The organism is Variovorax sp. 770b2 (assembly GCF_900115685.1).
GTDB lineage: Bacteria > Pseudomonadota > Gammaproteobacteria > Burkholderiales > Burkholderiaceae_C > Variovorax.
The window spans coordinates 1,414,412-1,436,158 of record NZ_FOXJ01000001.1 but is presented as its reverse complement, the minus strand read 5'-3'; the positions used below and the strand labels follow the sequence as shown (position 1 = coordinate 1,436,158).

The following is a 21,747-nucleotide window of genomic DNA, read 5'->3' as shown; positions in this document are numbered from 1 at the left end:
GCGCCCAGGACACAATCCGTTGATACTGCTTCTTTCGCCTTACGAGAAAGACAAACCGCCGTGAACGTGCTGATCGTCGACGACAACGAAGCCGCTGCCGACCTCCTGCAGGAACTGCTCACGCTGCAGGACCACACGGCCCGCTGCACCTACACCGCGCAGCAGGCGATGGACGCGGCAGCCGCCGAGAGCTTCGATGCCGCGCTGATCGACCTCACCCTGCCCGACTTTCCGGGCACCGAGGTGGCGCGGCGGCTGCGTGCGAGCACCGCCGAAGGCACGCCGCGGCTCCTGGTCGCGATCTCGGGGTTCTCGGCGCAGGACGCGGCGGGCGAATCGGCCAAGGGCCTGTTCGACCACCACCTGCAAAAGCCGATCGACATCGCGCAGCTCGATCGCATCCTCGCGCAGCCGGCGCGCTAGGCGCCAACGGAGGCTCTGCCGATGCGCCGCCTCCTCCTTGTTCTCTCGCTTCTCATGCCGCTTGCATCGACGGCGGGATGGACCGATGGCGCCGGCAAGCCGATTCCGGATTCCGAGTCCATGCGAAGCGATGGCGAGTTTCTCGTCCAGCTGGTCATCACCCCGGACGAGGCCGAGCTTCGCAAGGCCTGGAACACCTCCAGCCGGGCGCCGGCATTGCGCACCATCGACAGCGTGAAGCGCGAGATCAGTTCCAGCGCGATGCTGATCCTGCGCGGCTGCGCGCCGAACGCGATCGGCCAGTGCGATGTGGTCGTCGAGTTCTTCGTGGTCACGCCCAGCGGAAAGCGCGTGCCTGCCGGGGGCGGGCCGCTCTGGACTTCCGAGCCGCCCCGGGCCACGCTGGTGCTGGGTTCGGCGAGCATGAACTTCGGCTTCGGCGCAACGGATGAAGCCGGGCCGTACAGCGTGCAGGCCAAGGTGACCGACCGGATCGGGCGCCGCACGCTCGAGCTTTCCAGGCCGCTTCGGCTGGAGTAGCGCGCGGGCCGCGCGTTGCCCGACGCGCCTTCAAAGCCTAGTGGTAAACCACGAAGGCAAAATTGGTGAACCACTTTTAGACTGGCTCACCAATCATGGCCACGCTCATCGAATCCCCCACCCCGCCGGCCGCCGATGCGGACACCGACCGCACCTACCAGAAGCTAGCAGCCAGCATTGCCGGCCTCATCACCGAGGGCGAATTCAAGGTAGGTGACCGCCTGCCGTCCGAGCGCGCGCTGGCCGATCGCTTCGGCGTGAGCCGCACGCTGGTGCGCGAGGCGATCATCGTTCTGGAGATCCAGGGCGCTGTCGAAGTGCGTGGTGGCTCGGGCATCTACATCTGCGCCCCGTCGCCGGGCGCCGTGCCCGCGGCCTCCGCCTACACGCTGTCGCCGGGCCCCGGCCCTTTCGAGCTGTTGCGCGCGCGCAGCCTGATCGAATCCGAAATCGCCTCCGTCGCGGCCGAGAACCGCAAGGACAGCGACATCGACCGCATCTACGCCGCGCTCGCCGCGATGCGCGAGCACATGCAGGACAAGGCAGCCAACGAAGCGGCCGACCGCCTCTTTCACCTGCGCATTGCCGAATCGACCGGCAACAGCGTGCTGCTGCAGATGGTGACCGCGCTGTGGGACCACACCAAGGCGCCCATCTGGTCGCAGATGGAAGCGCACTTCCACACGCCCGAGTTGCGCCGCGCCTCCCAGGACGACCACCAGCGCGTGTTCAACGCGCTGCTCGAGCGCGACCCGGCGGCCGCCCGCGCCGCGATGCGCGGCCACATCGATCGCGTGATCGCCGAGTTCGCGCAGGCCTGGCGCTGAACGGCCAGTCCGGCGGGCGGCCCCCTTTCCCCTCGCCCGATCCGGGCCATACCTAGAACTGGAGACTGAAGATGACAACGACGAAGACCCTGCTCGCAGCCCTCGTGGCCGCAGCATTTGTCGGCCACGCGGTGGCGCAGACCGTGCCCTTGCCGGCGCCTGGCACGAGTGCGCGCATCGACGCCATCAAGAAGTCCGGCGTGCTGCGCGCGGGCGTGCTGTCGAACCCGCCGTGGCTGGTCGAGAACACCACCGGTTCGGGCGATGCCTGGGCCGGCCCGGCCTGGCTGCTCGCCAATGAAGTGGCCAGGCAATTGGGCGTGAAGCTGCAGGCGGTTCCCGTCTCGCACGAGACCAAGGTGCCGGTGCTCGCATCGAACCAGGCCGACATGACGATCTCGCCGCTGTCGGTGACGCCCGAGCGCCTGAAGGTGGTCGACTTCGTGACCTATTCGCGCACCGCACTGTGCGTGTTCGGCCGGGCCGACAACCCCAAGGTGGCCAACGCCAAGTCGATCGACGACTTCAACAACCCGAACATCACGGTCGCCTACTTCACCGGCGGCGGCGAAGAGAACTGGGTCAAGAAGCGCTTTCCGAATGCCAAGCTGCGCGGCGTGTCCACCGCCGGCACCGCGGCGCCGGTGGAAGAAATCATGGCCAAGCGCGCCGACGTGACGCCGATCAACCGCGTGCCATGGCAGGCGCTCACCCGCAAGGTCAAGGGCCTGAAGGCACTGCCCGATGGCAACAACTGCCAGGACTCGACCGAGATGGCCACGCCCATCGGCCTGGCCATCGACAAGAACCAGCCCGAGTACCTGAACTGGCTCAAGGCCGTGAACGACCAGATGAAGCCCAAGCTGGACGCGGACGAGGCCCGGATCATCAACACGATGTGAGCTTCGGCTCCGGCCGGACCTTTGCGATTTCATGGACCTCGATTTCTCTCCCCTGCTCGACAGCTGGCAGTACCTGCTGGGCGGGCTGGGCATCACGCTGCTGCTGTCGGTGCTCACCGCCGCCGGCGCGCTGGTGCTGGGCACCGCGCTGGGGCTGGGCCGCGTCTACGGCGCGGCCTGGCTGCGCATTCCCATCGTCTTCTACATCGACACCCAGCGCGCGATTCCGGTGCTGGTGATCCTGGTGTGGTTCTATTTCGCGGTGCCCATCCTCACGGGCATCAGCTTTCATCCGTTCTGGGCGGCGCTGATGGCCCTCACGCTGCACATCGCGGCCTACGTGGCCGAGATCGTGCGCGCGGGCATCGAGTCGATCCGGCCCGGCCAGGTGCGCGCGGCGCTCGCGCTGGGCATGTCGCGCGCGCAGATCGTGCGCAAGGTGGTGCTGCCGCAGGCGCTGGTGCGCATGCTGCCGGCCTTCGGCTCGATCCTCTCGATCACCATCAAGGACACGGCCATCGCCACGGTGATCGCGGTGCCTGAACTCATGAAGCGCGCCGAGACCATCGCGGGCCAGAGCTACCGGCCGATCGAGGTGTTCACGGTGGTGATGTGCATCTACTTCATCATCCTGTTCCCCGGAACACGGCTGATCGATGCGCTCTACAAGCGCGTTGCGCACCTGGGGAGGTCGTGATGGCGCTGGACTGGAGCATCGTCTGGGACCACCGCCTGGACCTGTTGCACGGCGCGATGCTGACCGTGCTGCTCACGGTGCTGACCATGGTGGTGGCCGTGCCGGCGGGCATCCTGCTGGCGCTGATGCGGCTGTCCAGATCCAGGGTGTTGTCGGGCGCGAGCCAGGCCTTCGTGGAGTTCTTTCGCAACCTGCCGCTGATCCTGGTCGTGTACTGGGCGTTCTACGTGATGCCGGTGCTGCTGCACATCGAGTTCTCGGCCTTCACCACGGGCCTCGTCGCGTTGTGCCTGAACGTGTCGGCCTACAACGCCGAGACCTTCCGCGCGGGCATCAACTCCATCCGCAAGGGCCAGACCGAGGCCGCCATCGCGGTCGGCATGAGCCGCTGGCAGGCCATGCGCAAGGTGGTGATTCCGCAGGCCTGGCGGCGTGTGCTGCCGGTGCTGGCGAGCACCTGGGTGTCGCTCTTCAAGGACACCTCGCTGGTGTCGGTGATCGCGGTGGGCGAGCTCGCGCACGTGGCGCTGCAGATCCGCTCGTCGAGCTTTCGCGTGCTGGAGATGCTCACGGCCATGGCCGCCATCTACTGGCTCATGGGCTATCCGCAGGCCAAGCTGGTGGACTGGGTACAGAAGAAATTCGAGGTCAAGGAATGATGAGCGAACGCAAATCGGCGGGCCAGGCGCCGGTCGTCGTGTATGACAACGTGCGCAAGCTCTACGGCGACTTCGTCGCGCTCGACGGCATCACGGTGCAGGTCAACAAGGGCGAGGTCATGTGCCTCATCGGCCCCTCGGGCTCGGGCAAGTCGACGCTGCTGCGCTGCACGAACGCGCTGGAAACCATCGACGGCGGCCGCGTGCTGATCGACGGCGTGCCGCTGCCCACCGACGAGCGCCAGGCGCGCAAGGTGCGCCAGCGCATGGGCATGGTGTTCCAGAACTTCGAGCTCTTTCCGCACAAGAACGCGCTGGACAACGTGGCCATCGGCCCTGTCACCGTGCTGGGCATGAGCGAGGCGAAGGCGCGCGAGCGCGCGATGAAGCTGCTCGAGAAAGTGGGCCTGGCCAGCAAGGCGCTCAACTTTCCGAACGGCCTCTCGGGCGGCCAGCAGCAGCGCGTGGCCATTGCGCGCGCGCTGGCCATGGAGCCGGAGGTGATGCTGTTCGACGAGCCCACCTCCGCGCTGGACCCCGAGACCATCGGCGAAGTGCTCAACGTGATGAAGAAGCTGGCCGACGAAGGCATGACCATGGTCGTGGTGACCCACGAGATGGCCTTCGCCCGCAGCGTGGCCGACTGGGTCGTGGTGTTCGACCACGGCAAGGTCGTCGAGCAGGGGCCGCCCCGGCAGATCTTCGAAGCGCCGCACGCCGAGCGCACGCGCGACTTTCTCGGCCATCTCGGCTGGCAAGGCTAGTCCACCCCCTCCTCTTTCCTGAACCGCAATCTCATGAAAATCACCAACGCCCGCATCATCGTCTGCAGCCCGGGCCGCAACTTCGTCACCCTGAAGATCGAAACCGACGAGGGCCTGACCGGCATCGGCGACGCCACGCTCAACGGGCGCGAACTCTCGGTGGCGGCCTACCTCACCGAGCACGTCATTCCCTGCCTGATCGGCCGCGATGCGCACCAGATCGAAGACATCTGGCAGTACCTGTACAAGGGCGCCTACTGGCGCCGCGGCCCGGTGACGATGACCGCGATCGCCGCGGTCGACACGGCGCTGTGGGACCTGAAGGCCAAGGCCGCCAACATGCCGCTCTACCAGTTGCTCGGCGGCAAGAGCCGCACCGGCGTGATGGTGTACGGCCATGCCAACGGCCGCGACATCCAGGAGACCGTCGACGAGGTGCTGCGCTACAAGGAAGACGGCTACCTCGCGATCCGCGCGCAAAGCGGCGTGCCGGGCCTGGAGAAGGTCTACGGCGTGGGCGGCGGCACCATGTTCTACGAGCCGGCCGATGCCGACCTGCCGGGCGAGCACGACTGGTCCACGGCCAAGTACCTGGAGCACACGCCGAAGCTGTTCGAGGCGGTGCGCAGCGCGGTCGGGCCCGACACTCACCTGCTGCACGACGTGCACCACCGGCTCACGCCCATCGAGGCGGCGCGGCTGGGCAAGGCGCTGGAGCCTTTCCGCATGTTCTGGATCGAGGACGCCACGCCGGCCGAGAACCAGGAGGCCTTCAAGCTCATCCGCCAGCACACCACCACGCCACTGGCCGTGGGCGAGATCTTCAACAGCATCTGGGACTGCAAGGACCTGATCCAGAACCAGCTGATCGACTTCATCCGCACCACCGTGGTCCACGCGGGCGGCATCACGCAGCTGCGCCGCATCGCGGACCTCGCCTCGCTCTACCAGGTGCGCACCGGCTGCCATGGCGCGACCGACCTGTCGCCGGTGTGCATGGGCGCGGCGCTGCACTTCGACCTGTGGGTGCCCAACTTCGGCGTGCAGGAGTACATGCGCCACACCGACGAGACCGATGCGGTGTTTCCGCATTCCTACACCTTCGCCAACGGCATGCTGCATCCGGGCGAAGCGCCGGGCCACGGCGTGGACATCGACGAAGCGCTGGCCGCCAAGTACCCGTACCAGCGCGCCTACCTGCCGGTGAACCGGCTGCAGCACGACGGCACGCTCTGGAACTGGTGAGCATGAGCCGCCTGAACCCCGACGCTTTGCCCGGCCTTCCTTCGGACGTCGCGCGGCCTCGCTACCGCCGCGAGGCGCTGCAGGCCGGCATCGTCCACCTGGGCGTGGGTGCCTTTCATCGCGCGCACATCGCGGTCGTCAACGAGGCGGCGCTTCATGCGGACGGCGACCTGCGCTGGGGCACGGTCGGCGTGTCGCTGCGCGCCGGCGACACGCGCGATGCGCTGCGCCCGCAGGGCGGGCTCTACACGCTCGCGCTGCGCGATGCGGCCGAGGACGGCAGCCCGCGCGAGTCGCTGCAGGTCATCGGCAACCTGCGCGAGGTGCTGGTAGCGCCCGAAGACCCGCAGGCCGTGCTCGAACGCATCGCCCATCCGGACACGCGCATCGTCAGCCTGACGATCACCGAGAAGGGCTATCACCACGATCCGGCCACGGGCGCACTGCGGCTGGATGATGCCGGCATCGCGCACGACCTGGCGCACCCCGAGGCGCCGCGCACCATGCCCGGCTTCGTCGTGCATGCGCTGAACCTGCGCCGCGGCCGCGGGCTCGCGCCGCTCACGCTGCTGTCCTGCGACAACCTGCCCGCCAATGGCGAGACGACACGGGGCATCGTGCTGGCGTTCGCGCAGCAGGTGGACGCTGGCCTGCGCGAATGGATCGAGGCGCACTGCACCTTTCCCAATTCGATGGTCGACCGCATCGTGCCGCGCACCACCGACGCAGACCGCGCGCGCATCTCGGCGCGCCTGGGCGTCGAGGACGCGTGGCCGGTGATCGGCGAGCCCTTTCTCGAATGGGTGGTGGAAGACCGCTTCGCGAACGGCCGGCCGGATTGGACCGCGGGCGGTGCGCGCTTCGTCGAACACGCCGAGCCCTTCGAGCGCCTGAAGCTGCGCATGGTCAACGGCAGCCACTCGGCGCTCGCTTATCTCGGCGCGATGGCCGGGCTTCGCACGGTGGACCGCGCGATGGCCGAGCCGGCGCTGCGCAACTACATCGATGCGCTGATGCGGGAAGAAATCGCGCCGACGCTGCCCCAGATGCAGGGCATCGACCTGGACGGCTATCGCGCGCGGCTGCTGCAGCGCTTCGCGAACCCCGCGTTGCAGCACCAGACCAAGCAGATCGCGATGGACGGTTCGCAGAAGCTGCCGCAGCGCCTGCTCGGCACGGTGCGCGACCGGTTGCGCGCCGGACAACCCATCGACCGGCTCGCCCTGGCGGTGGCGGCATGGATCCACTACCTGCGCGGCGTCGACGAAACCGGCGCGCCGCACGAGATCCAGGACCCGCTGGCGGGCGCGTTGGCGGCACGGCGTGCAGAGGCCGGCACGGCCCGTTCGGTGCAGGACCGCGTCGCGTTCTTCACTGGCTTTGCGCCGGTCTTCGGCGAACTGGGCGGGGAACCGCGTTTTGTCTCGGCGGTGGCCCATCACATGCGCCTGCTCGAAGAGCGCGGCGTGATGGCGACGCTGGAGTCATGACCTGACGCATCGCCTCGCAGGCGTAGTTGCAGATCAGGGCGTCCCGAGCACCATCGTCCAGTAGTACGGGTAGGCATTGCCCGAGCCGCCGCGCACGCACGCGAGCGCCACGTGCTTGTAGTTCGCCCCCATCAGGTTGCGGCAGTGCCCTTCACTGCCCTGCCACGAATTCATGGCCGAGGCGACGCTGTTCTGCCCGGCCGCGATGTTCTCGCCGACGCCCGACCACTTGTAGCCCGCGTCGGTGGCACGGGTGCCCACGGTGCTGCCGTCCGAGCCGGTGTGGTCGAAGAAGTTCTTGGCGACCATGTCGCGCGAATGGCGTGCCGCGGCCGCATCGAGCTGCGCGTTCCATGCGACGGGCGCGGCCGCCGGGAACGAGGAGGCGCCGCAGGTCTGTGCCTGGCTGCGGAACTGGTTGACGCGGGTGATCGTGTCCTGCACGAAGTCCGGCAGGCCGCAGCTCTCCAGTGCGGTGGGGCCGGGCACCGGAGCCGGATCGGCCACCGGCGCAGGCGCAGGTGCCGGCACGGCTGCGGGTGGAATGCCCAAGCCGACCGGCACTGCGCCGCCACCGCCGCCGCCCCCTCCTCCACCGCAGGATGCAAGCAGCGCGATTGCGAGAGGGCCGAGAGTGCCGATGGCGGCGCAATGGAATTTCGAACGCATGGTTTCCGGGAATCCTTCTGAAAGAGAAAAAGACAAAGGCAACGGGTTCAGGCCCGGCGCATGGCCTTGAAGCGATAGCGCCGGAACCCGTTCTTCTGCATGAAGCTGATGGGCTCCCAGCCGCGCGCGAGCGCCCGGTCGGTGATCTGCGCCATCTGCACGCCCAGGTAGTCCTGCAGGTTGTCGGACACCGAGAGCTCGAACTCCCGCAGTCCGCGGTCCAGCGCGTCGATGGCCGCGATGGCGCCCTCGACGCTGGAGAACGGGTGCATGGGCGTCAGGTCCGCACCGTGAACGCGCAACGACGTCTTCCTGGCGCCATCGGACGGGAAGGACACGCGCGTGCCGCCGTCCTGCCCGTTCAAGCCCTTCATCCCCTTCATGCCGCTCGCGTCGTTCATGCCATGAACCCCACGTTGCGCGGATAGGCGATGCCGCTGGGCGCGGTCATGCCGAAGTTCCTGAGGTTCGGCAGGATGCCGTCGAGCTGGTCGTCCGGCACACCGAACCAGCGCGCGAGCGTGCCTGCGTACTGGTCGACCGAGGTGGTGGGCAAAAGGCGCCCCTGCCCCACGTGCCACTGGTCGATGTCGGAGGCGGTGTTGGTGATGCTCACCGGCGGCGCCGTGCCGTACAGCGCCTTGCCTTTCACCGCGCCGCCGACCACCAGGTGGTGGCTGCCCCAGCCGTGGTCGGAACCATTGCTGTTGCTGGAGAGCGTGCGGCCGAAGTCGGAGGCGGTGAACGCCGTGACCTTGTCGGCCACGCCGAGCACGCCCATCTGGTTGTGGAACGCGACCAGCGCCTCGGACAGCCCCTTCATGAGCCCGGGCTGGCGCGCGATCAGGTCGTCGTGCAGGTCGAAGCCGCCCATCGAGACGAAGAACACCTGGCGCTTGACGCCGAGCGCTTCGCGCCCGCGGATCAGGCGCGCCACCATCTTGAGCTGGTCGGCCAGGTTGTTCTGCGCCGGGAAGGTGCCGGACGGGAAGTCCGACTGGATCGCCTCGGTGATCTTTCCCTCGGCCGAGACCGCGCGCCGGATCACCTTGGTGTATTCGTTCTCCAGCGTGTGGCCGCTCTCGCGCTGCGCGATCTGCTGCATCGCGGCCTTCACCGTGGCCGAGCCGAAGAGATTGCCGCCCGTGCCGCTCACCGCGCCGATGCGCACCGCGCCGCCCGTGCCCACCTGGTACTGCAGCGCCTGGTCGCCCGAGAGAAACACCGCGTTGCCCGCGACCGACATGCAGGTGAAGAGCGAGCCCGAATTCGGCGCGAGCGCCAGGTCGCCCAGGTTGCCGCCCCAGCCGACGGTCGAGCCTTCGGGCGAGGACGACTGCCACACCGATTGCTGGTCGTTGTGCGAGAAGAGCTTGGGCGGAATCGGAAAGTCGCGGCGGTTGCTGCTGTTGTATTGCGCCCGCGTCAGCGGCTTGATGAGCGGGCCGACGTTCAGCTGCACCGCCACCTTGCCCTGGTTGTTGAAGAGGTCGGCCAGCCCCGTCATCGACGGGTGCAGTGCGTACACCCGGCCTCCCGGCAGCGCCTGCGTCGGCTTGAGCTCGGTCGCGGCCAGCGCGGCGCGCGCGATGGCGATGCCGCCGCCCGCCTCGCCGTCGCCGCCGCGGATCAGGCTGTACTGGCCGTAGCTGTCGGCGTCGTAGGTGACGACGGTGTTCGCATAGTCGTTGCCGCCGAAGAGAAACACGCACACCAGCGCGCGGTAGTCGTCGCCGGGCGCGGCCTGCGCGGCGGCCTCGCCCATGGCGGCGAGGTTCAGGGCGAACGGCAGCGCGGTGCCGGCCATCGCGAGCTGGCCGGTGCGGCGCAGGAACGCGCGGCGCGTGTGCTCGGCGGGATTGATCAGGTACATGGACGAAGGGCTCCCGCGTTATTTCTGGACAAGGTATTCGGGCGAACCCATCACCAGGAGGATGGCGGCACAGATGCGATTGAGCTTCGCGCCGTCGTTGCTCGCCGTCGTGAGGTTGGGCGTGGCGAGCGCGGTGGTGATGAGGGTGACGGTCGAGGGCAACAGCTGGTTGCCCGTCAAGACGAGGTTGAGCCGCCGCACCAGCGCCGCGGGGTCAAGCACCAGCGCCTTCTCGACCGCGTAGCTGGCCATCACGTCCTTGCCGTTGAAGCCGTTGGGCAGCACGCCCTGCATGAAGTTGAGGTAGCCGCCCACGCTGCTTTCGTTGACCAGCTGGAACTCGGGCGCGACCAGCTTGTTGCCGGCGATGGCGGTGGACGGCGGCACGTAGCCGGGCCGGAAGAAGTTGAAGACCGAGGGCGAGCGCAGCGGACTCTGGCCGAGGCCGAAGCTCGCGTCGCTGAGGATGCCGATCTTCCAGGCGTCGGTGGCCGAGGCGATGCCGCAGGTGCGGCCCCACTGCACGAAGCGCAGCATGGGCTCGCGCAGGCGTCCGAAGTTCGGGTCCGAAAGACCGGCCGGGCTGCGCGCGTCGTCGTCCAGGAGGATGGCCGCGAACACGCTCTTCATGTCGCCGCGCACGCCGGCGCCGTTGTTGGCGAAGACATCGGCCACGCGCTTGACGTAGCCCGGGCCCGGGTTGCTGGTCACCAGCCGCTGGATCAGCTGCTTGCCGATGAAGGGGCCGACGTTCGGATGGTTGAAGAGCGCATCGAGCGCGATCTTCAGCGCCGCCGGGCCGGGCGTGCCGCCGGGCACGGTGGTGCCCAGGAACTTCGCCTCCATCATGGAATGGTTCGCGGCCAGGTAGGCCATGGGGCGCGTGGTCCAGTCCTTGGTGTCGATGGCGCCGCCGCCGTTGGGCGGGGTGAAGCCGGTGCGCTCGGCGCCGCGGATGTCCAGCACGTAGCCGGTGAACACGCGCGCGAGATTCGTCACGTCGTCCTGCGTGTAGCTGTCCAGCGGCTGGCCGTCGGGGCCGGTCTTCACCGTGCCGTCGGCGTTGAGCTGCGACAGGCCGATGGTCATGAGCTGCATGACTTCGCGCGCGTAGTTCTCGTCGGGCTGCCGGCCGCGGCCGTCTTCCTTCCTGTTGTCGCGGGTGTTCAGGTAGAAGCCCATCGCGGGGTTGAGCGTCACGTCTTCCAGCAGGGTGCGGAAGTTGCCCGTGACGCCGGCCACCAGCGTGTCGAAGTACTGGGCCATCATGAAGTGAGACCAGTTCGAGCCGATCTCGTTGGCCGAGACCACGAAGATCTCGCTGAACGCGAGCGCCATGCGCTTGCGCACCGGATCGACCGATGCCATCAGCTGGCGCCAGACGGCGGCGTCGATCGCGGCGGTGTCGAAGGGCTTGCTGTCCAGCCACTCCCAGGCCGATTGCGCGCGCGGTGCGCCGAACTGCTCGCTGAGCCAGGGCAGGTAACCCTTGTTGCGCACGTCGGCGATCTCGGCGTCCGAGGCCGAGAACTGCGCCTGCAGCAGGAAGCGCGCGGCTTCGTCGTCGGTCTTGGCCTGCGGGTAGCGGTAAGGGCCTTCGTCCGTTCCGGTGCCGGAGCCCGGCGGGGGAAAGCCGCCGGCAAATCCGCCTGCGCCGCCGCCGCTTCCGCCGCCACCCCCACCGCAGGCCGCGAGCGCGGCTGCGATGGAGAACGTCGCCAGGGCCTTCAAGGGCACGGGCGCGGACGGGGTTTCGCTCGCGGCTGTGTCTGTTTTTGTCGGCGCATCGATGTACGCCAATTCGTCGGCCACGCTCGCGCAGCCGGCTTCGATCCGTTCCACCATGTTTCCTCGCTCCTGCGGCGTCCCGACGCCGGTAGCGCTGATCAAGGCAAGTGCCGTGCCCTGTGGATTTCGGTGGTGAGAACCTTTGACGACGGGGTCGTCAATCCAATATTTGTGACTTTATGTGACTTTTTCGTCACTTCTGAAACAAAATTGACAACCTCAGAGACCTATTTGAGCAAGTCTTAAGTTAACGCGGTGTTCGCGGCTTCAATCCCGCTCGTCGTCCCATTCATCGCCGTTCGGCGGACGGTACGGATAGCCGGGACCGTAATAGATGTGTCCGGGCGGCGGGCTATAGATCGGTGCCGGACGGTAATAAACCGGCGGCGGTGGCCGGTAATAGACCGGCGGTGCGGGCTGGTAATAGATCGGCGCCGGGTAATAAACCGGCGGCGGCGCGTAATACGGCGCCGGATAACCACCGTAGCCGCCGCCCGCATAACCGGGCGTGCCGATCTGCACCGACCAATGGCCGCGCGCATTGGCAGCGCCCGCGGCGAGCAAGGCGCCGGCAGCGATCGCGCCGAGGGTTGCCCATTTGAAAACAGAAGAATGTCGTTTGAAGTTCACAGCGGCTCCAGGACCAAGGGCGGACAGCGCCCGGGTCGACAAGCAACGCCCGACGCGCAGCGCCGGTGCACTCAGGGCCCCACCTCGCGGCGCGAGAGCATCACCTCGCCGCCGGTCGTGTTGAAGGCGATGGTCGGGGCGCTGAAGTCGCTCAGCGGCGCGCCCAGGCCGATTTCGCCGCGGCCGTGCAGCACGCATTCCTCGCGGCGCAAGGCGATCTCGGTGCTCGGGCCGCCGTTGCCGTGAAAGCGCACCCAGGTGCCGTAGGTGCTGATGTCGATCAGCACGCAACTGCCCTGCCGCATCTCGATGCGCGCATGCAGCCGCGAGACGCGCGGGTCGTTGACCACGAACTGCGCGTCGTCCACGCGGCCCAGGTGGATCGGCAGCTCCTCGCTGCTGAACATGGAGCGCACGTCGAGCCAGGACAGCTCGATCTGGCCGAACGACGAGTCCGGCATGCGCAGCGGCGCCAGCGCGGCCGGCACGGTGAGAAAGGAGGTCACGTCCTCCTGCCAGTCGATGCGGTGCACCACCGACATCTCGCTGCGCCCGCGGATGTTGATGAGCCCGAGGTCGCGGTGCTGCACCGCGCCTTCGCGCAGCTGCGAGATCACCGCATCGGTGACCCAGATCTGTCCCGGCCCGGCCAGGTCGCTCAGCCGCGACGCGAGGTTGACCGCATCGCCGAAGCAGTCGCCCTCCAGCTCGACCACCTCGCCGCTGGCCACGCCGATCTGCAGCGCCATGCGCAACGGCGCGGGCCAGACCTGCAGGCGTTTCTGGTGGTAGCGCTGCAACTCGATCACCGCGTGCGTGGCGGCCGCGCCGCTCGTGAAGATGGCGAACACGCCGTCTCCCAGCGACTTCACCACGCGGCCACCGTGCGCCTGGCAGACGCCGCCGATCCACTGGGTCAGGCGCGTCACCGTTTCGGTGGCTCGCGCATTTCCCATGGCTTCGAAGACCCGTGTGCTTCCCGTCAGGTCCGCGAAAACGACTGTGGCATTGACACCCATACTGTTCTGCATCTCGGTAGCGATCGCTGGTTGATTATGGTCAGGAAGCCTCGCGGACTCCCGTCGGTGTTTTGTTTGACATATGCCCAATCACTAGCGTGCTGGAAGATGTAGTACTTTTGATATCAAATTTCAATACACGCTTTAAGTGATACGTAAAGGTTGTTGTTTACAAACAAGAAACACTGTTTCATACCTTGTGCATTGATTAACGTGAGCTTAAGGTAGCGACCGTCCTGGCTTCCGGCAATACGCTATTCGTCTCATGGTGCTCCTCCGCCGCATTTTTCGTTTGCTGAACGTGCCCGGTTTCGGATCGCGCCAGGCGTCTGAAAGCCAATTGGGGCGAATTCGCACGGCCATGCTGTCGGTGCTCCAGGCCCATGGCGGCCATTCGATCCAGCGCGTCAGCCAGCGCGTGCGCTTCGCGGTCGACGTCGAAGCCCTCTGGTACCTGCGCCAGGACGTGATGACCGCGCTGAGCGCCATCGACGGCGAATCCGCCGCGCGCCGCCAGATGAAATCCATCAACAGCATGTTCAAGGGCGGCCTGCCCGGCTCGATGGGCCCGCGCGCCCATCAGCGTTTCACCAGCAACAGCTGAAGGCCGCGCGGCCTCCGAGGGCCGCGGCCGGCCAGGCTGCACTCAGTGCGCGTGGTCATGATCGTGCGAGTGGGCATGCCGATGCCCCCACACGAGGAACACGTCGCGCCCTTCGGCCGCCATCGCCACCTTCGCACCCACCGGCAGCAGCACCTTGGTTGGCACGTGGCCGAACGGCAGGCCCGTGAGCACGGTCACCTTCTTCAATGACGCGCGCAGCCGGTCGACCACCGTGTCCAGGCCGAAACCGCGGTCGTAGCCCGGCACCTTGCGAATGCCCGTGAACTGGCCGAACACGATCGCCTTCTGCCTGGCAAGCACGCCGGCCATCTTCAGCTGGTCGAGCATGCGTTCGATGCGGTAGGGATGCTCGTTGGTGTCCTCGATGAAGAGGATGCCCTTGTCGACCGCCGGAAAGTACGGCGTGCCGAGCAGGCTGGCGAGCACGCAGAGGTTGCCGCCCCAGAGCACGGCGTCCTCCACGGGCTTGACCTTCAGTTCGGCATCGCGCGCCGGCATGCGCCAGCCGGTGCCTTCGCCCTGCCCGCTCAACAGGTCGTCGAAGCAGGCTTCCATGATGTCGTCGGCGCCGGCTTCGGCACCGAAGTCCTCGCCGACCGCGGGGCCCGACCAGGTGACGCCGCCGGTCTTGGCGAGCAGTGCGTTCTGCAGCGCGGTGAAGTCGCTGCAGCCCACGAACTCGGTGCCGTGATGAATCGCCTTGGCCACGGCCTTGTACGGAATCTGATCGAGGATGCGCGTGAGCCCGTAGCCGCCGCGCGCGATGAGCGCGATGTTGGCGCCGCTCGCAGCGGCCCGCGAAATGGCGGCCAGCCGCGTGGCATCGTCGCCCGCGAAACGCTGGTGCACGGAGAGTGCATCGGCGTCGATCTCGACTTCGTGGCCCAGGGCCTGGAGCCTTTTCACGCCGCGCCGGAAGGCGGCCTTGTCGCGGATCGCGCTGGAGGGAGAGTAGATGTAGATGTGTTTGGTCACGAGGCCGAGTATCCCATTGCGTTGCGCGCCGACCGGGCAAGCGCCGTGGCCTGCGCTGGCGTCGGACCCGATGACCAAGCGAGGGGTCCGAGCGCGCGCAGTGCGGCTTCATACCCGCGGTCGGGGTAAGGCGCACGCCATGCGTCCTTGATGCGCTCGCCGCCATCGGGGGTCACGATCGCGGCTGCGAATCGACCGGCAGCCGCGGCCTGCAGCAACGATGCAAGCTCCGTGGCCGCGGCACTGTGCACCAGCACCACAGGCTGCGGCTGCACGCGGTCCAGCCATTCGAGCAGCACGTCGCGGTGCCATTCGAGCCGGTGCGCGGCTTCGCGCTTGGGCTTGTCGCTCTTGCCGAAGCCGATGAGGTCGGGCACCAGCGTGCGCACCCCCTGCGCACCGACGAGATGACGGAAGAAGTAGCCCCATTCGCCGGGGCCGTGCAGGCAGAGGCAGGAGGCCAGATGGCCGTCTTCGCCCGGTGCGCCCTCTTCGTCCACGTAATGCAGACGCCAGCCGTGCAGGCCCGGCAGGTCCTGCACGTGGTGCGGCGCAAAGGCATAGTCGCCGAGCGCGGCGAAGCGCTCGAGCGGCGTGCGCAGCGCGTCGTCGCGCAACGGCTCGGCCTGCTCGCGCGCCACGCTGCGCCGCTGCTGGAAGAAGCCTTGCAGCACACCAGCGCATTCCTCTGCGAGCACCCCGCCCTGCACCTGCGTGCGGTGGTTCAGCCGCGGCTCTGCGAAGAGATCGAGCACCGAGCCCGCCGCCCCGGTCTTCGGATCGGCCGCCCCGAACACCACCCGCGCCAGCCGCGAATGCAGCATCGCACCGGCACACATCGCACAGGGTTCGAGCGTGACGAACAGCTCGCAGCCATCGAGCCGGTAGTTGCCCAGCGCGGCGGCACCGGCGCGCAGCGCGTTGATCTCGGCATGCGCGCTCGGGTCGTGCTGCGCCACGGGCGTGTTGCGGCCGGTCGCGATGAGCTGGCCGTCCTTCACCAGCACCGCACCCACCGGCACTTCGCCCGCCTCGGCCGCGAGGCGCGCTTCGGCCAGCGCAAGGGCCATCCAGTGCGCGTCGTCCGTCTGCGAGGGCAACTCAGTTCTCATCCGGCATCTTGCGCGCCTGCGCCGCGGCGTCGAGCGCGTCCTTCACCTGCTGCTGGACCTGCTGGCTCTGCGTGCGCACATCGGCGGGTGCTTCGCCCGGTGCAGGCGCAGCGGCGCCGGGCACCGAAGGCAGCGGCGCCGCGGCCGTCGTCAGCTGCTTCTTCGCGATCAGCCCGACGATCACGAGCGCCAGCACGAGGCCGAGCAATCCGAACACGCGCATCTCAGTTTCCTTCTGCCACCGGCACTTCGGCGTTCATGCCAAGCCGGTCCATCCACACGGCCAGCGCCTGCTCGTCCGGCGTGCCGGCGCCGTACATGGCGCGCATGGCCGCATGCGATTCCTTGCGGTGCTGGTTGATCTTGACCTTGCATTGCAGCGCCGTCACGCGCAACTCGAAGCCGACGATGCCGTTCAGCATCTTGAGCTGAAACTCCTCGCCCAGATCGCGCCACTGCTGCGCATAGGCGGGCTCGTGCTCGCCGATGAGCTTCTTGAGCAGCACGTCCTTCTCGGTGGGCTCCTCGATGAGCCGGGCCTCGACCGTGCAATGCACCGCGAGGTAGTTCCACGTCGGCACGCGCGCGAGATCGGGATAGACCTGGGGCGACAGGTACGAGTGCGGCCCGAGAAAGGTCGCGACCGCCTGCGGCCGCGCCTGCAGGTAGCGCCAGTGCGGATTCGGCTTGGCGCAATGCCCCCACAACACCAGCTGATCGCCCTCGCCCGCTTCCGCCACCAGCGGCAGGTGCGTGACGAACGGCAGGCCGTCGTTGTCGTTCGAGATCAGGCTCGCGAACGGGTGCGAGCGCATCAACTCCAGCGCGATGGCCGGGTCCTTGGCATTGAACTGCGGGGGCATGTACATGGGGTGTTTTCCTCGTGGCGAACCCCGATTGTCCCCGAGCCGGCCTATCTTGCGCGCGGCGCTTCCAGGAGCCTGGCCATCGCGCCGTAGCCGCGCGCCTTCGCCAGCTGCAGCGGCGTGTGGCCCTGCCGGTCGGTGAGCTTCACGCTCGCACCCGCATCGAGCAGCGCGGCCAGCGTGCGCTGGTGGCGCGGTCCGCCGTCGCCGAGCACGATCGACTCGATCACCGCCGTCCAGTGCAGGTTGTTCACGTGGTCGAGCGGCGCGCCGGCCGAGATCAGGCGCCGCACCACTTCGTCGTGGCCCAGGTGCGCGGCGGCAATGAGCGCGGTGCCGTCGTAGCGGCTCGTCGTCTGCCCGGCCTTGGCGCCCAGCGAGAGCAGCAGCGTGAGCGTGGTCACGTCGTCGGCGACCGAGGCGATGGTCACCGCGTCATAGCGGTCGTCTTCGAGCAGGTCGAGGTTCGCGCCCGCCTTGGCGAGCAGCTTGATGGCCTCGCGCTGCCGCGCGTAGGTGGCCACATGGAGCGGCGTGCGGCCCTTCGCATCGCGCGCATCCAGGTTCGCGTCCGAGGCGACCAGCGCCTTCAGCTTCGGCAGATCGCCATGCCATGCCGCCTTGTGCAGCCCTTCATAGGCCAGCACCTCGGCCGCGAGCGGCGGCACCTGGGCCGACACGCCGGCCGATGCGCCCAAGCCGAGCGCACCTGCCAAGACGAAGGACCGGATCCCGCGCTTCATCATCAACCCAGCAGGCCCTTGACCTTCTCGATCGCCGCGTTCGCGCACTGGTCGTCCAGGTGACCGCCGGGCGCACCGCCCACGCCCACCGCACCGATCACTTCGTTGCCCGACTTCACCGGCACGCCGCCGCCCAGCAGCAGGAAGCCCGGCAGGTACACGAGGTTCGCGGCGCCGGGGTTCTTCTGGGCACCTTCCATCATGGCCTGCGTCGCGCTCTTGGCCGATGCCGAGGTCCAGGCCTTGCGTTCGCTCGATGCCAGCGTGTGCGGGCCGGCATTGTCGGCGCGCTGCACGGCGCGCACGGTGCCGGCTCGATCGACCACGGTCGCGGCCACGTTGTAGCCGTTGGCAGCGCAGGCGGCCACGGCTTCGGCCGCGATCTGGTTGGCGAGCGCGAGCGAGATGTTTTTTTCGGTGCGCACGGCGGAAGCCGGCGACTGGGCTTGAACGGCCGATGCGGCGAGCAGGACGGCGAGGCAAAGGGTGGAACGCATTTGTTGTTTCTCCAGTGGATGCAGGGTGACTGCGCCGGCCACTGTCTCTTGTTGCCGGCGGCTGCGCCACTGTAGAAAAAGCCGCGCGCCGCGACCATTCGTACGGCTACGCCCAACGCTCCGTAGAACTACGGAGCGCGCCCCTCACGCGTGCGGAGTCACCAGCACCGCATACCGCCGGATCAGCTGCGCGAGCGAATCGCAATCGAGCTTGGCGAACAGGTTGGCGCGATGCGTCTCCACGGTGCGCGGCGACAGTGCCAGCGTGCGCGCGATCTCCTTGTTGGTGAGCCCCTGCACGATGAACGCCAGCACCTCGCGCTCGCGCTCCGACAACTGCACCACCCGCTCGCGCGCGGCGTTGTCGGCCTGCGAGCGCTCGCGCGAACGCACGTGCTGGCGCACCGCCTGCTGCAGCGCTTCGAGCAGTTGCTCGTCGTCCACGGGCTTCTCCAGGAACTCGGCCGCGCCGGCCTTGAAGGCGCGGCGGCACATCTCGACCGTGCCGTGGCCGGTCAGCATGATCACCGGCTGGTCCACGCCCTGCGCCATCAGTCGGTCGAGCACCGTGAGCCCGCTGATGCCGGGCATGCGCACGTCCAGCACGATGGCGCCGACGCTCGCGCGGTCGAAGCCGTCGATGAAGGCCTGCGGATCGGCCCAGCCCTGCACGCGCAGGCCGACCGTGCCGATCAACAGCGAGAGGCTGTCGCGCACCGCCTGGTCGTCGTCGATCAGGTGGATCAGCGGGGACTGCGGTGGATGCGTGACGGGGGTGTTCATGCCGATGGCGCCACCAGCGGCAGCAGCAAGGTGAAGCGCGCGCCGCGCGGCGCCGCATGGGCCGCGCTCAGGCTGCCGCCCATGCCGCTCGCGAGCGTCTCGCTGAGGCTTAGGCCCAAGCCGAGGCCGCCTTCGCGCGTGCTGAAGAACGGTTCGAAGAGCCGCGGCATCGCCTCGGGCGAGATGCCGCGGCCGTTGTCGGTCACGGTCAGCACGCCCTCCTGGCCATTGCGCCCGACCGATATCACGAGGCGGCGCTCGGCGGCGGGCACGAGGTCCAGCGCCTGCAAGGCGTTCATCAGCAGGTTGTGCACGATCTGCTCCAGCGCCACCGCCTCGGCCTGCACGCGCACCGGCGCCTGCGCGCCCGCGTCGAACTGCGCCGCGACGCCGCGCTGCGCGAACTCGGGCGCCAGCAGGTGCATCGCGCTGCGCACCACCTCCTGCAGCACCAGCGGCTTCACATCGCCGCCGGCCTCGGGCCGCTCGATCACGCGGCGCAAACGGCCGACCACGCCGGCCGCGCGGCGGGCCTGTTCCACGGCCTGCCCCATCGCATCGCGCGCGGTGGCGAGATCGGGCGGATCGTCGTCGAGCAACCGGCGCGCGGCCTGTGCGTTGGCCAGCACGGCAGTGAGCGGCTGATTGAGTTCATGCGCCAGGCCTGCCGACAGCTCGCCCAATGCGTTGAGGCGCGCGACCTGGCCGAGCCGCAGCAATTCTTCGGCTCGCCGGCGTGCGATGCGCTGGCGCTGTGCCATCCAGAGGCCGGCCAGCAGCAGCGCCATCGCCACGGCCCATCCGGCGATGCTGCGCCATGGCAATTCACCCCAGCCGACCTGGCGCTCGGCCACCAGATCGAATGGCTGGCTCGGCGAAGCGAGTGCCTTGGTGAGACCGAAGCGCCAGCCGCCCTCGCCCAGCTGGCCGGGTTGCAGCACCAACTGCTGCCCATCGCGCTGCAGGCTCACGCGCACCGGGCTGCGCTGCGGATTCATCGGCCAGTCGCGCCACGGCACGGAGCCGGCCAGGTCGATTTCGAGCGCGTAGCTGAAGGGGGTGGCGCCCATCACGAGCTGGTAGCGGCCGTGCGCGAGGTCGAGCGATGCGAGTTCGGCGCGCTGCTGGCTGCGCGAGCGCGCCTCGGCGGCGACCAATGCGCCCGCCTGCTTTTCGTCGGGCCAGGGCTCGTCGCGCGCGCGGCGCTGCACCTTCAGGATCGACGAGTACACGGATGGCAAGCGCTGCTCCGGCTGCCCCGCATCGGCACCGGGCTCCAGCAGCGCGAGCGTGGCCAGCACCGCGTCGTACTGCACCACCTGCTGGCTCATGAGCCGGTGCGCGATGCGCGCGTCGGTCTCGAAGTCCTGGTGCAACTGTTCGAGCTCCGCGCGCGCCAGCCACACCGCGCCCGCCGCCGTGAGGACCAGCCATGCCAGCCACCAACCACCCTGCGAGCGCAACCACTGTTTCATGGCGCGGATTGTGCCCGCCGCTGTGGGGCGCCCCGATGTTGGCCGAGAATGCGGCCCCAGCATGAGCGAAGTACAGGACTCCCTTTTCCCCGATCTTCCGCGCCCGCAGGAGGCGCCAGCGGCCCCGCCGCCTCTCGAGGTTGAACCGCCCGCGAAGAAGAAGCCGCGCGGCGCCACCGTGGCCCCGATGCCCGCCGATCCGGCGCTCGTCGAGCTGGCCTCGGCGCTCTCGCCGAACCTGCGCCTGGGCACGTCGTCATGGAGCTACCCCGGGTGGGCCAACCTCGTGTGGGACGGCGAATACGCCGAGACCGTGCTCTCGAAGAACGGCCTCTCGGCCCTCGCACAGCACCCGCTCTTTCGCACCGTGAGCCTGGACCGCAACTTCTACCGCGCGCTCACCGCGAGCCAGTACGCGCGCTACGCGGCCATGGTGCCCGCCGACTTCCGCTTCGTGGTGAAGGCGCCCAGCCTCGTGGCCGATGCCACCGTGCGCGACGAAAGCGGCCGCGGCACGCAGGTCAACCCCGTGTTCCTCAACAGCGAGATCGCGATCCAGGAATTCGTGCAGCCCGCGCTCGACGGCCTGGGCGACCGCATCGGCGCGCTGGTGTTCCAGCTCAGCCCGATCCCTTCGCAACTGCTCGCCGACCAGCCCGCCCTGCTCACGCGCATCGGCGAAATGCTCGAAGCGCTGCCCGGCCTGAAGCAGACCGCGCCCGACGCCGTCATCGCCGTCGAGGTGCGCGACCCGCAACTGCTGTGCCCCGGCTTCGCCGACATGCTGCGCAGCGTGGGCGCGACCTTCTGCATGGGCCTGCACGCGAAGATGCCGCCGATCGAAGACCAGCTGCCGATGCTGCGCGCGCTCTGGCCCGGCCCGCTCGTGTGCCGCTGGAACCTGCACCGCCGGCACGGCCGCTTCGGCTACGAGGATGCCGAAAAACTCTACGGCCCGTTCGACAAGATCGTCGATCCCGACCCGGAGACGCGCGCGGCCCTGGCCAAGGTGATCGCCGGCACCACGCGCGCGGGCCAGAACGCCTTCGTCACCGTGAGCAACAACGCCGAGGGCTGCGCACCGCTGACGATCGCCTCGCTCGCGCGGGACATCGTCGAACTGCAACTGCGTTCGGGGTAGACAG

Annotated in this window: 25 protein-coding genes; 11 read left to right on the top strand and 14 right to left on the bottom strand. The window is 68.4% G+C overall.

What is annotated here, in order from left to right:
- Positions 1–60 precede the first annotated feature (60 nt).
- The 9 genes from BM133_RS06640 (at position 61) to BM133_RS06600 (ending at position 7,547) form a co-directional block, all read left to right on the top strand.
- Positions 61–423: a response regulator gene (locus BM133_RS06640; protein ID WP_093432481.1), complete on the top strand. Its 363-nt coding sequence runs from the start codon at positions 61–63 to the stop codon at positions 421–423.
- A gap of 21 nt (positions 424–444) precedes the next feature.
- The gene (locus BM133_RS06635) at positions 445–963 is read left to right on the top strand and encodes a hypothetical protein (RefSeq protein WP_143100086.1); all 519 of its coding nucleotides are present in this window, start codon (positions 445–447) and stop codon (positions 961–963) included.
- 95 nt (positions 964–1,058) lie between these two features.
- Positions 1,059–1,790, top strand: coding sequence for a FadR/GntR family transcriptional regulator (locus BM133_RS06630; RefSeq protein ID WP_093432479.1), 732 nt, complete (start codon positions 1,059–1,061; stop codon positions 1,788–1,790).
- 71 nt (positions 1,791–1,861) lie between these two features.
- Complete coding sequence (locus tag BM133_RS06625; RefSeq protein WP_093432478.1) at positions 1,862–2,692, top strand: substrate-binding periplasmic protein; 831 nt, start codon at positions 1,862–1,864, stop codon at positions 2,690–2,692.
- 31 nt (positions 2,693–2,723) lie between these two features.
- Entirely contained in the window at positions 2,724–3,389 is a 666-nt protein-coding gene (locus BM133_RS06620; RefSeq protein ID WP_093432476.1) for an amino acid ABC transporter permease, read from the top strand.
- Complete coding sequence (locus BM133_RS06615; protein ID WP_093432475.1) at positions 3,389–4,048, top strand: amino acid ABC transporter permease; 660 nt, start codon at positions 3,389–3,391, stop codon at positions 4,046–4,048. Before BM133_RS06620 ends, BM133_RS06615 begins: the two co-directional genes overlap by 1 nt.
- Positions 4,048–4,812 carry an amino acid ABC transporter ATP-binding protein gene (locus BM133_RS06610; protein WP_177224734.1) on the top strand — a complete coding sequence of 255 codons (765 nt, stop codon included), beginning with the start codon at positions 4,048–4,050 and terminating at the stop codon, positions 4,810–4,812. The genes BM133_RS06615 and BM133_RS06610 overlap by 1 nt, the downstream gene beginning before the upstream one ends.
- Before the next feature lie 33 nt (positions 4,813–4,845).
- Positions 4,846–6,057 carry a D-mannonate dehydratase ManD gene (gene manD, locus BM133_RS06605; RefSeq protein ID WP_093432471.1) on the top strand — a complete coding sequence of 404 codons (1,212 nt, stop codon included), beginning with the start codon at positions 4,846–4,848 and terminating at the stop codon, positions 6,055–6,057.
- Positions 6,058–6,059: 2 nt separating this feature from the next.
- Positions 6,060–7,547, top strand: a complete 1,488-nt coding sequence (locus tag BM133_RS06600) for a mannitol dehydrogenase family protein (protein ID WP_093432469.1) — start codon at positions 6,060–6,062, stop codon at positions 7,545–7,547.
- Positions 7,548–7,580: 33 nt separating this feature from the next.
- On the opposite strand, the gene BM133_RS06595 is transcribed toward BM133_RS06600, so the two are convergent.
- The 6 genes from BM133_RS06595 to BM133_RS06570 all read right to left on the bottom strand — a co-directional run bounded on the left by BM133_RS06595 (position 7,581) and on the right by BM133_RS06570 (position 13,526).
- Positions 7,581–8,216 carry a CAP domain-containing protein gene (locus BM133_RS06595; RefSeq protein WP_093432467.1) on the bottom strand — a complete coding sequence of 212 codons (636 nt, stop codon included), beginning with the start codon at positions 8,214–8,216 and terminating at the stop codon, positions 7,581–7,583.
- 47 nt (positions 8,217–8,263) lie between these two features.
- The gene (locus tag BM133_RS06590; RefSeq protein ID WP_093432466.1) at positions 8,264–8,617 is read right to left on the bottom strand and encodes a hypothetical protein; all 354 of its coding nucleotides are present in this window, start codon (positions 8,615–8,617) and stop codon (positions 8,264–8,266) included.
- Positions 8,614–10,089 carry a DUF1501 domain-containing protein gene (locus tag BM133_RS06585; RefSeq protein WP_093432464.1) on the bottom strand — a complete coding sequence of 492 codons (1,476 nt, stop codon included), beginning with the start codon at positions 10,087–10,089 and terminating at the stop codon, positions 8,614–8,616. Before BM133_RS06585 ends, BM133_RS06590 begins: the two co-directional genes overlap by 4 nt.
- 18 nt (positions 10,090–10,107) lie before the next feature.
- Positions 10,108–11,934 (bottom strand): DUF1800 domain-containing protein, encoded by a 1,827-nt coding sequence (locus BM133_RS06580; RefSeq protein ID WP_093435096.1) that lies wholly within the window; start codon positions 11,932–11,934, stop codon positions 10,108–10,110.
- Positions 11,935–12,144: 210 nt separating this feature from the next.
- Entirely contained in the window at positions 12,145–12,507 is a 363-nt protein-coding gene (locus tag BM133_RS06575; protein WP_093432463.1) for a hypothetical protein, read from the bottom strand.
- Positions 12,508–12,578: 71 nt separating this feature from the next.
- Positions 12,579–13,526 (bottom strand): adenylate/guanylate cyclase domain-containing protein, encoded by a 948-nt coding sequence (locus tag BM133_RS06570; protein ID WP_093432461.1) that lies wholly within the window; start codon positions 13,524–13,526, stop codon positions 12,579–12,581.
- Between the two features lie 361 nt (positions 13,527–13,887).
- On the opposite strand from BM133_RS06570, the gene BM133_RS06565 reads away from it, so the two are divergent.
- A complete protein-coding gene (locus BM133_RS06565) occupies positions 13,888–14,130 on the top strand; it encodes a hypothetical protein (RefSeq protein ID WP_256219069.1) in 243 nt (80 codons plus the stop codon).
- 42 nt (positions 14,131–14,172) lie between these two features.
- On the opposite strand, the gene BM133_RS06560 is transcribed toward BM133_RS06565, so the two are convergent.
- From BM133_RS06560 to BM133_RS06525, 8 genes are all read right to left on the bottom strand, one after another.
- Positions 14,173–15,126 (bottom strand): LD-carboxypeptidase, encoded by a 954-nt coding sequence (locus tag BM133_RS06560; protein ID WP_093432459.1) that lies wholly within the window; start codon positions 15,124–15,126, stop codon positions 14,173–14,175.
- Positions 15,123–16,226, bottom strand: coding sequence for a tRNA adenosine(34) deaminase TadA (gene tadA / locus BM133_RS06555; RefSeq protein WP_371286307.1), 1,104 nt, complete (start codon positions 16,224–16,226; stop codon positions 15,123–15,125). The genes BM133_RS06560 and tadA overlap by 4 nt, the downstream gene beginning before the upstream one ends.
- A 1-nt stretch (position 16,227) precedes the next feature.
- Entirely contained in the window at positions 16,228–16,461 is a 234-nt protein-coding gene (locus BM133_RS06550) for a hypothetical protein (RefSeq protein WP_093432456.1), read from the bottom strand.
- A 1-nt stretch (position 16,462) separates the two neighbouring features.
- Positions 16,463–17,107 (bottom strand): FMN-binding negative transcriptional regulator, encoded by a 645-nt coding sequence (locus BM133_RS06545; protein WP_093432454.1) that lies wholly within the window; start codon positions 17,105–17,107, stop codon positions 16,463–16,465.
- Positions 17,108–17,151: 44 nt separating this feature from the next.
- A complete protein-coding gene (locus BM133_RS06540; protein WP_093432453.1) occupies positions 17,152–17,850 on the bottom strand; it encodes an ankyrin repeat domain-containing protein in 699 nt (232 codons plus the stop codon).
- Positions 17,850–18,344, bottom strand: a complete 495-nt coding sequence (locus BM133_RS06535) for a GlcG/HbpS family heme-binding protein (protein ID WP_093432451.1) — start codon at positions 18,342–18,344, stop codon at positions 17,850–17,852. The genes BM133_RS06540 and BM133_RS06535 overlap by 1 nt, the downstream gene beginning before the upstream one ends.
- 144 nt (positions 18,345–18,488) lie before the next feature.
- A complete protein-coding gene (locus BM133_RS06530) occupies positions 18,489–19,127 on the bottom strand; it encodes a response regulator transcription factor (protein WP_093432450.1) in 639 nt (212 codons plus the stop codon).
- On the bottom strand, positions 19,124–20,602 hold the full coding sequence (locus BM133_RS06525; protein ID WP_093432448.1) for a sensor histidine kinase: 1,479 nt from the start codon (positions 20,600–20,602) through the stop codon (positions 19,124–19,126). The genes BM133_RS06530 and BM133_RS06525 overlap by 4 nt, the downstream gene beginning before the upstream one ends.
- A 61-nt stretch (positions 20,603–20,663) precedes the next feature.
- Between BM133_RS06525 and BM133_RS06520 the strand changes: the two genes are divergently transcribed.
- Complete coding sequence (locus BM133_RS06520; RefSeq protein WP_093432447.1) at positions 20,664–21,743, top strand: DUF72 domain-containing protein; 1,080 nt, start codon at positions 20,664–20,666, stop codon at positions 21,741–21,743.
- Positions 21,744–21,747: the final 4 nt, after the last annotated feature.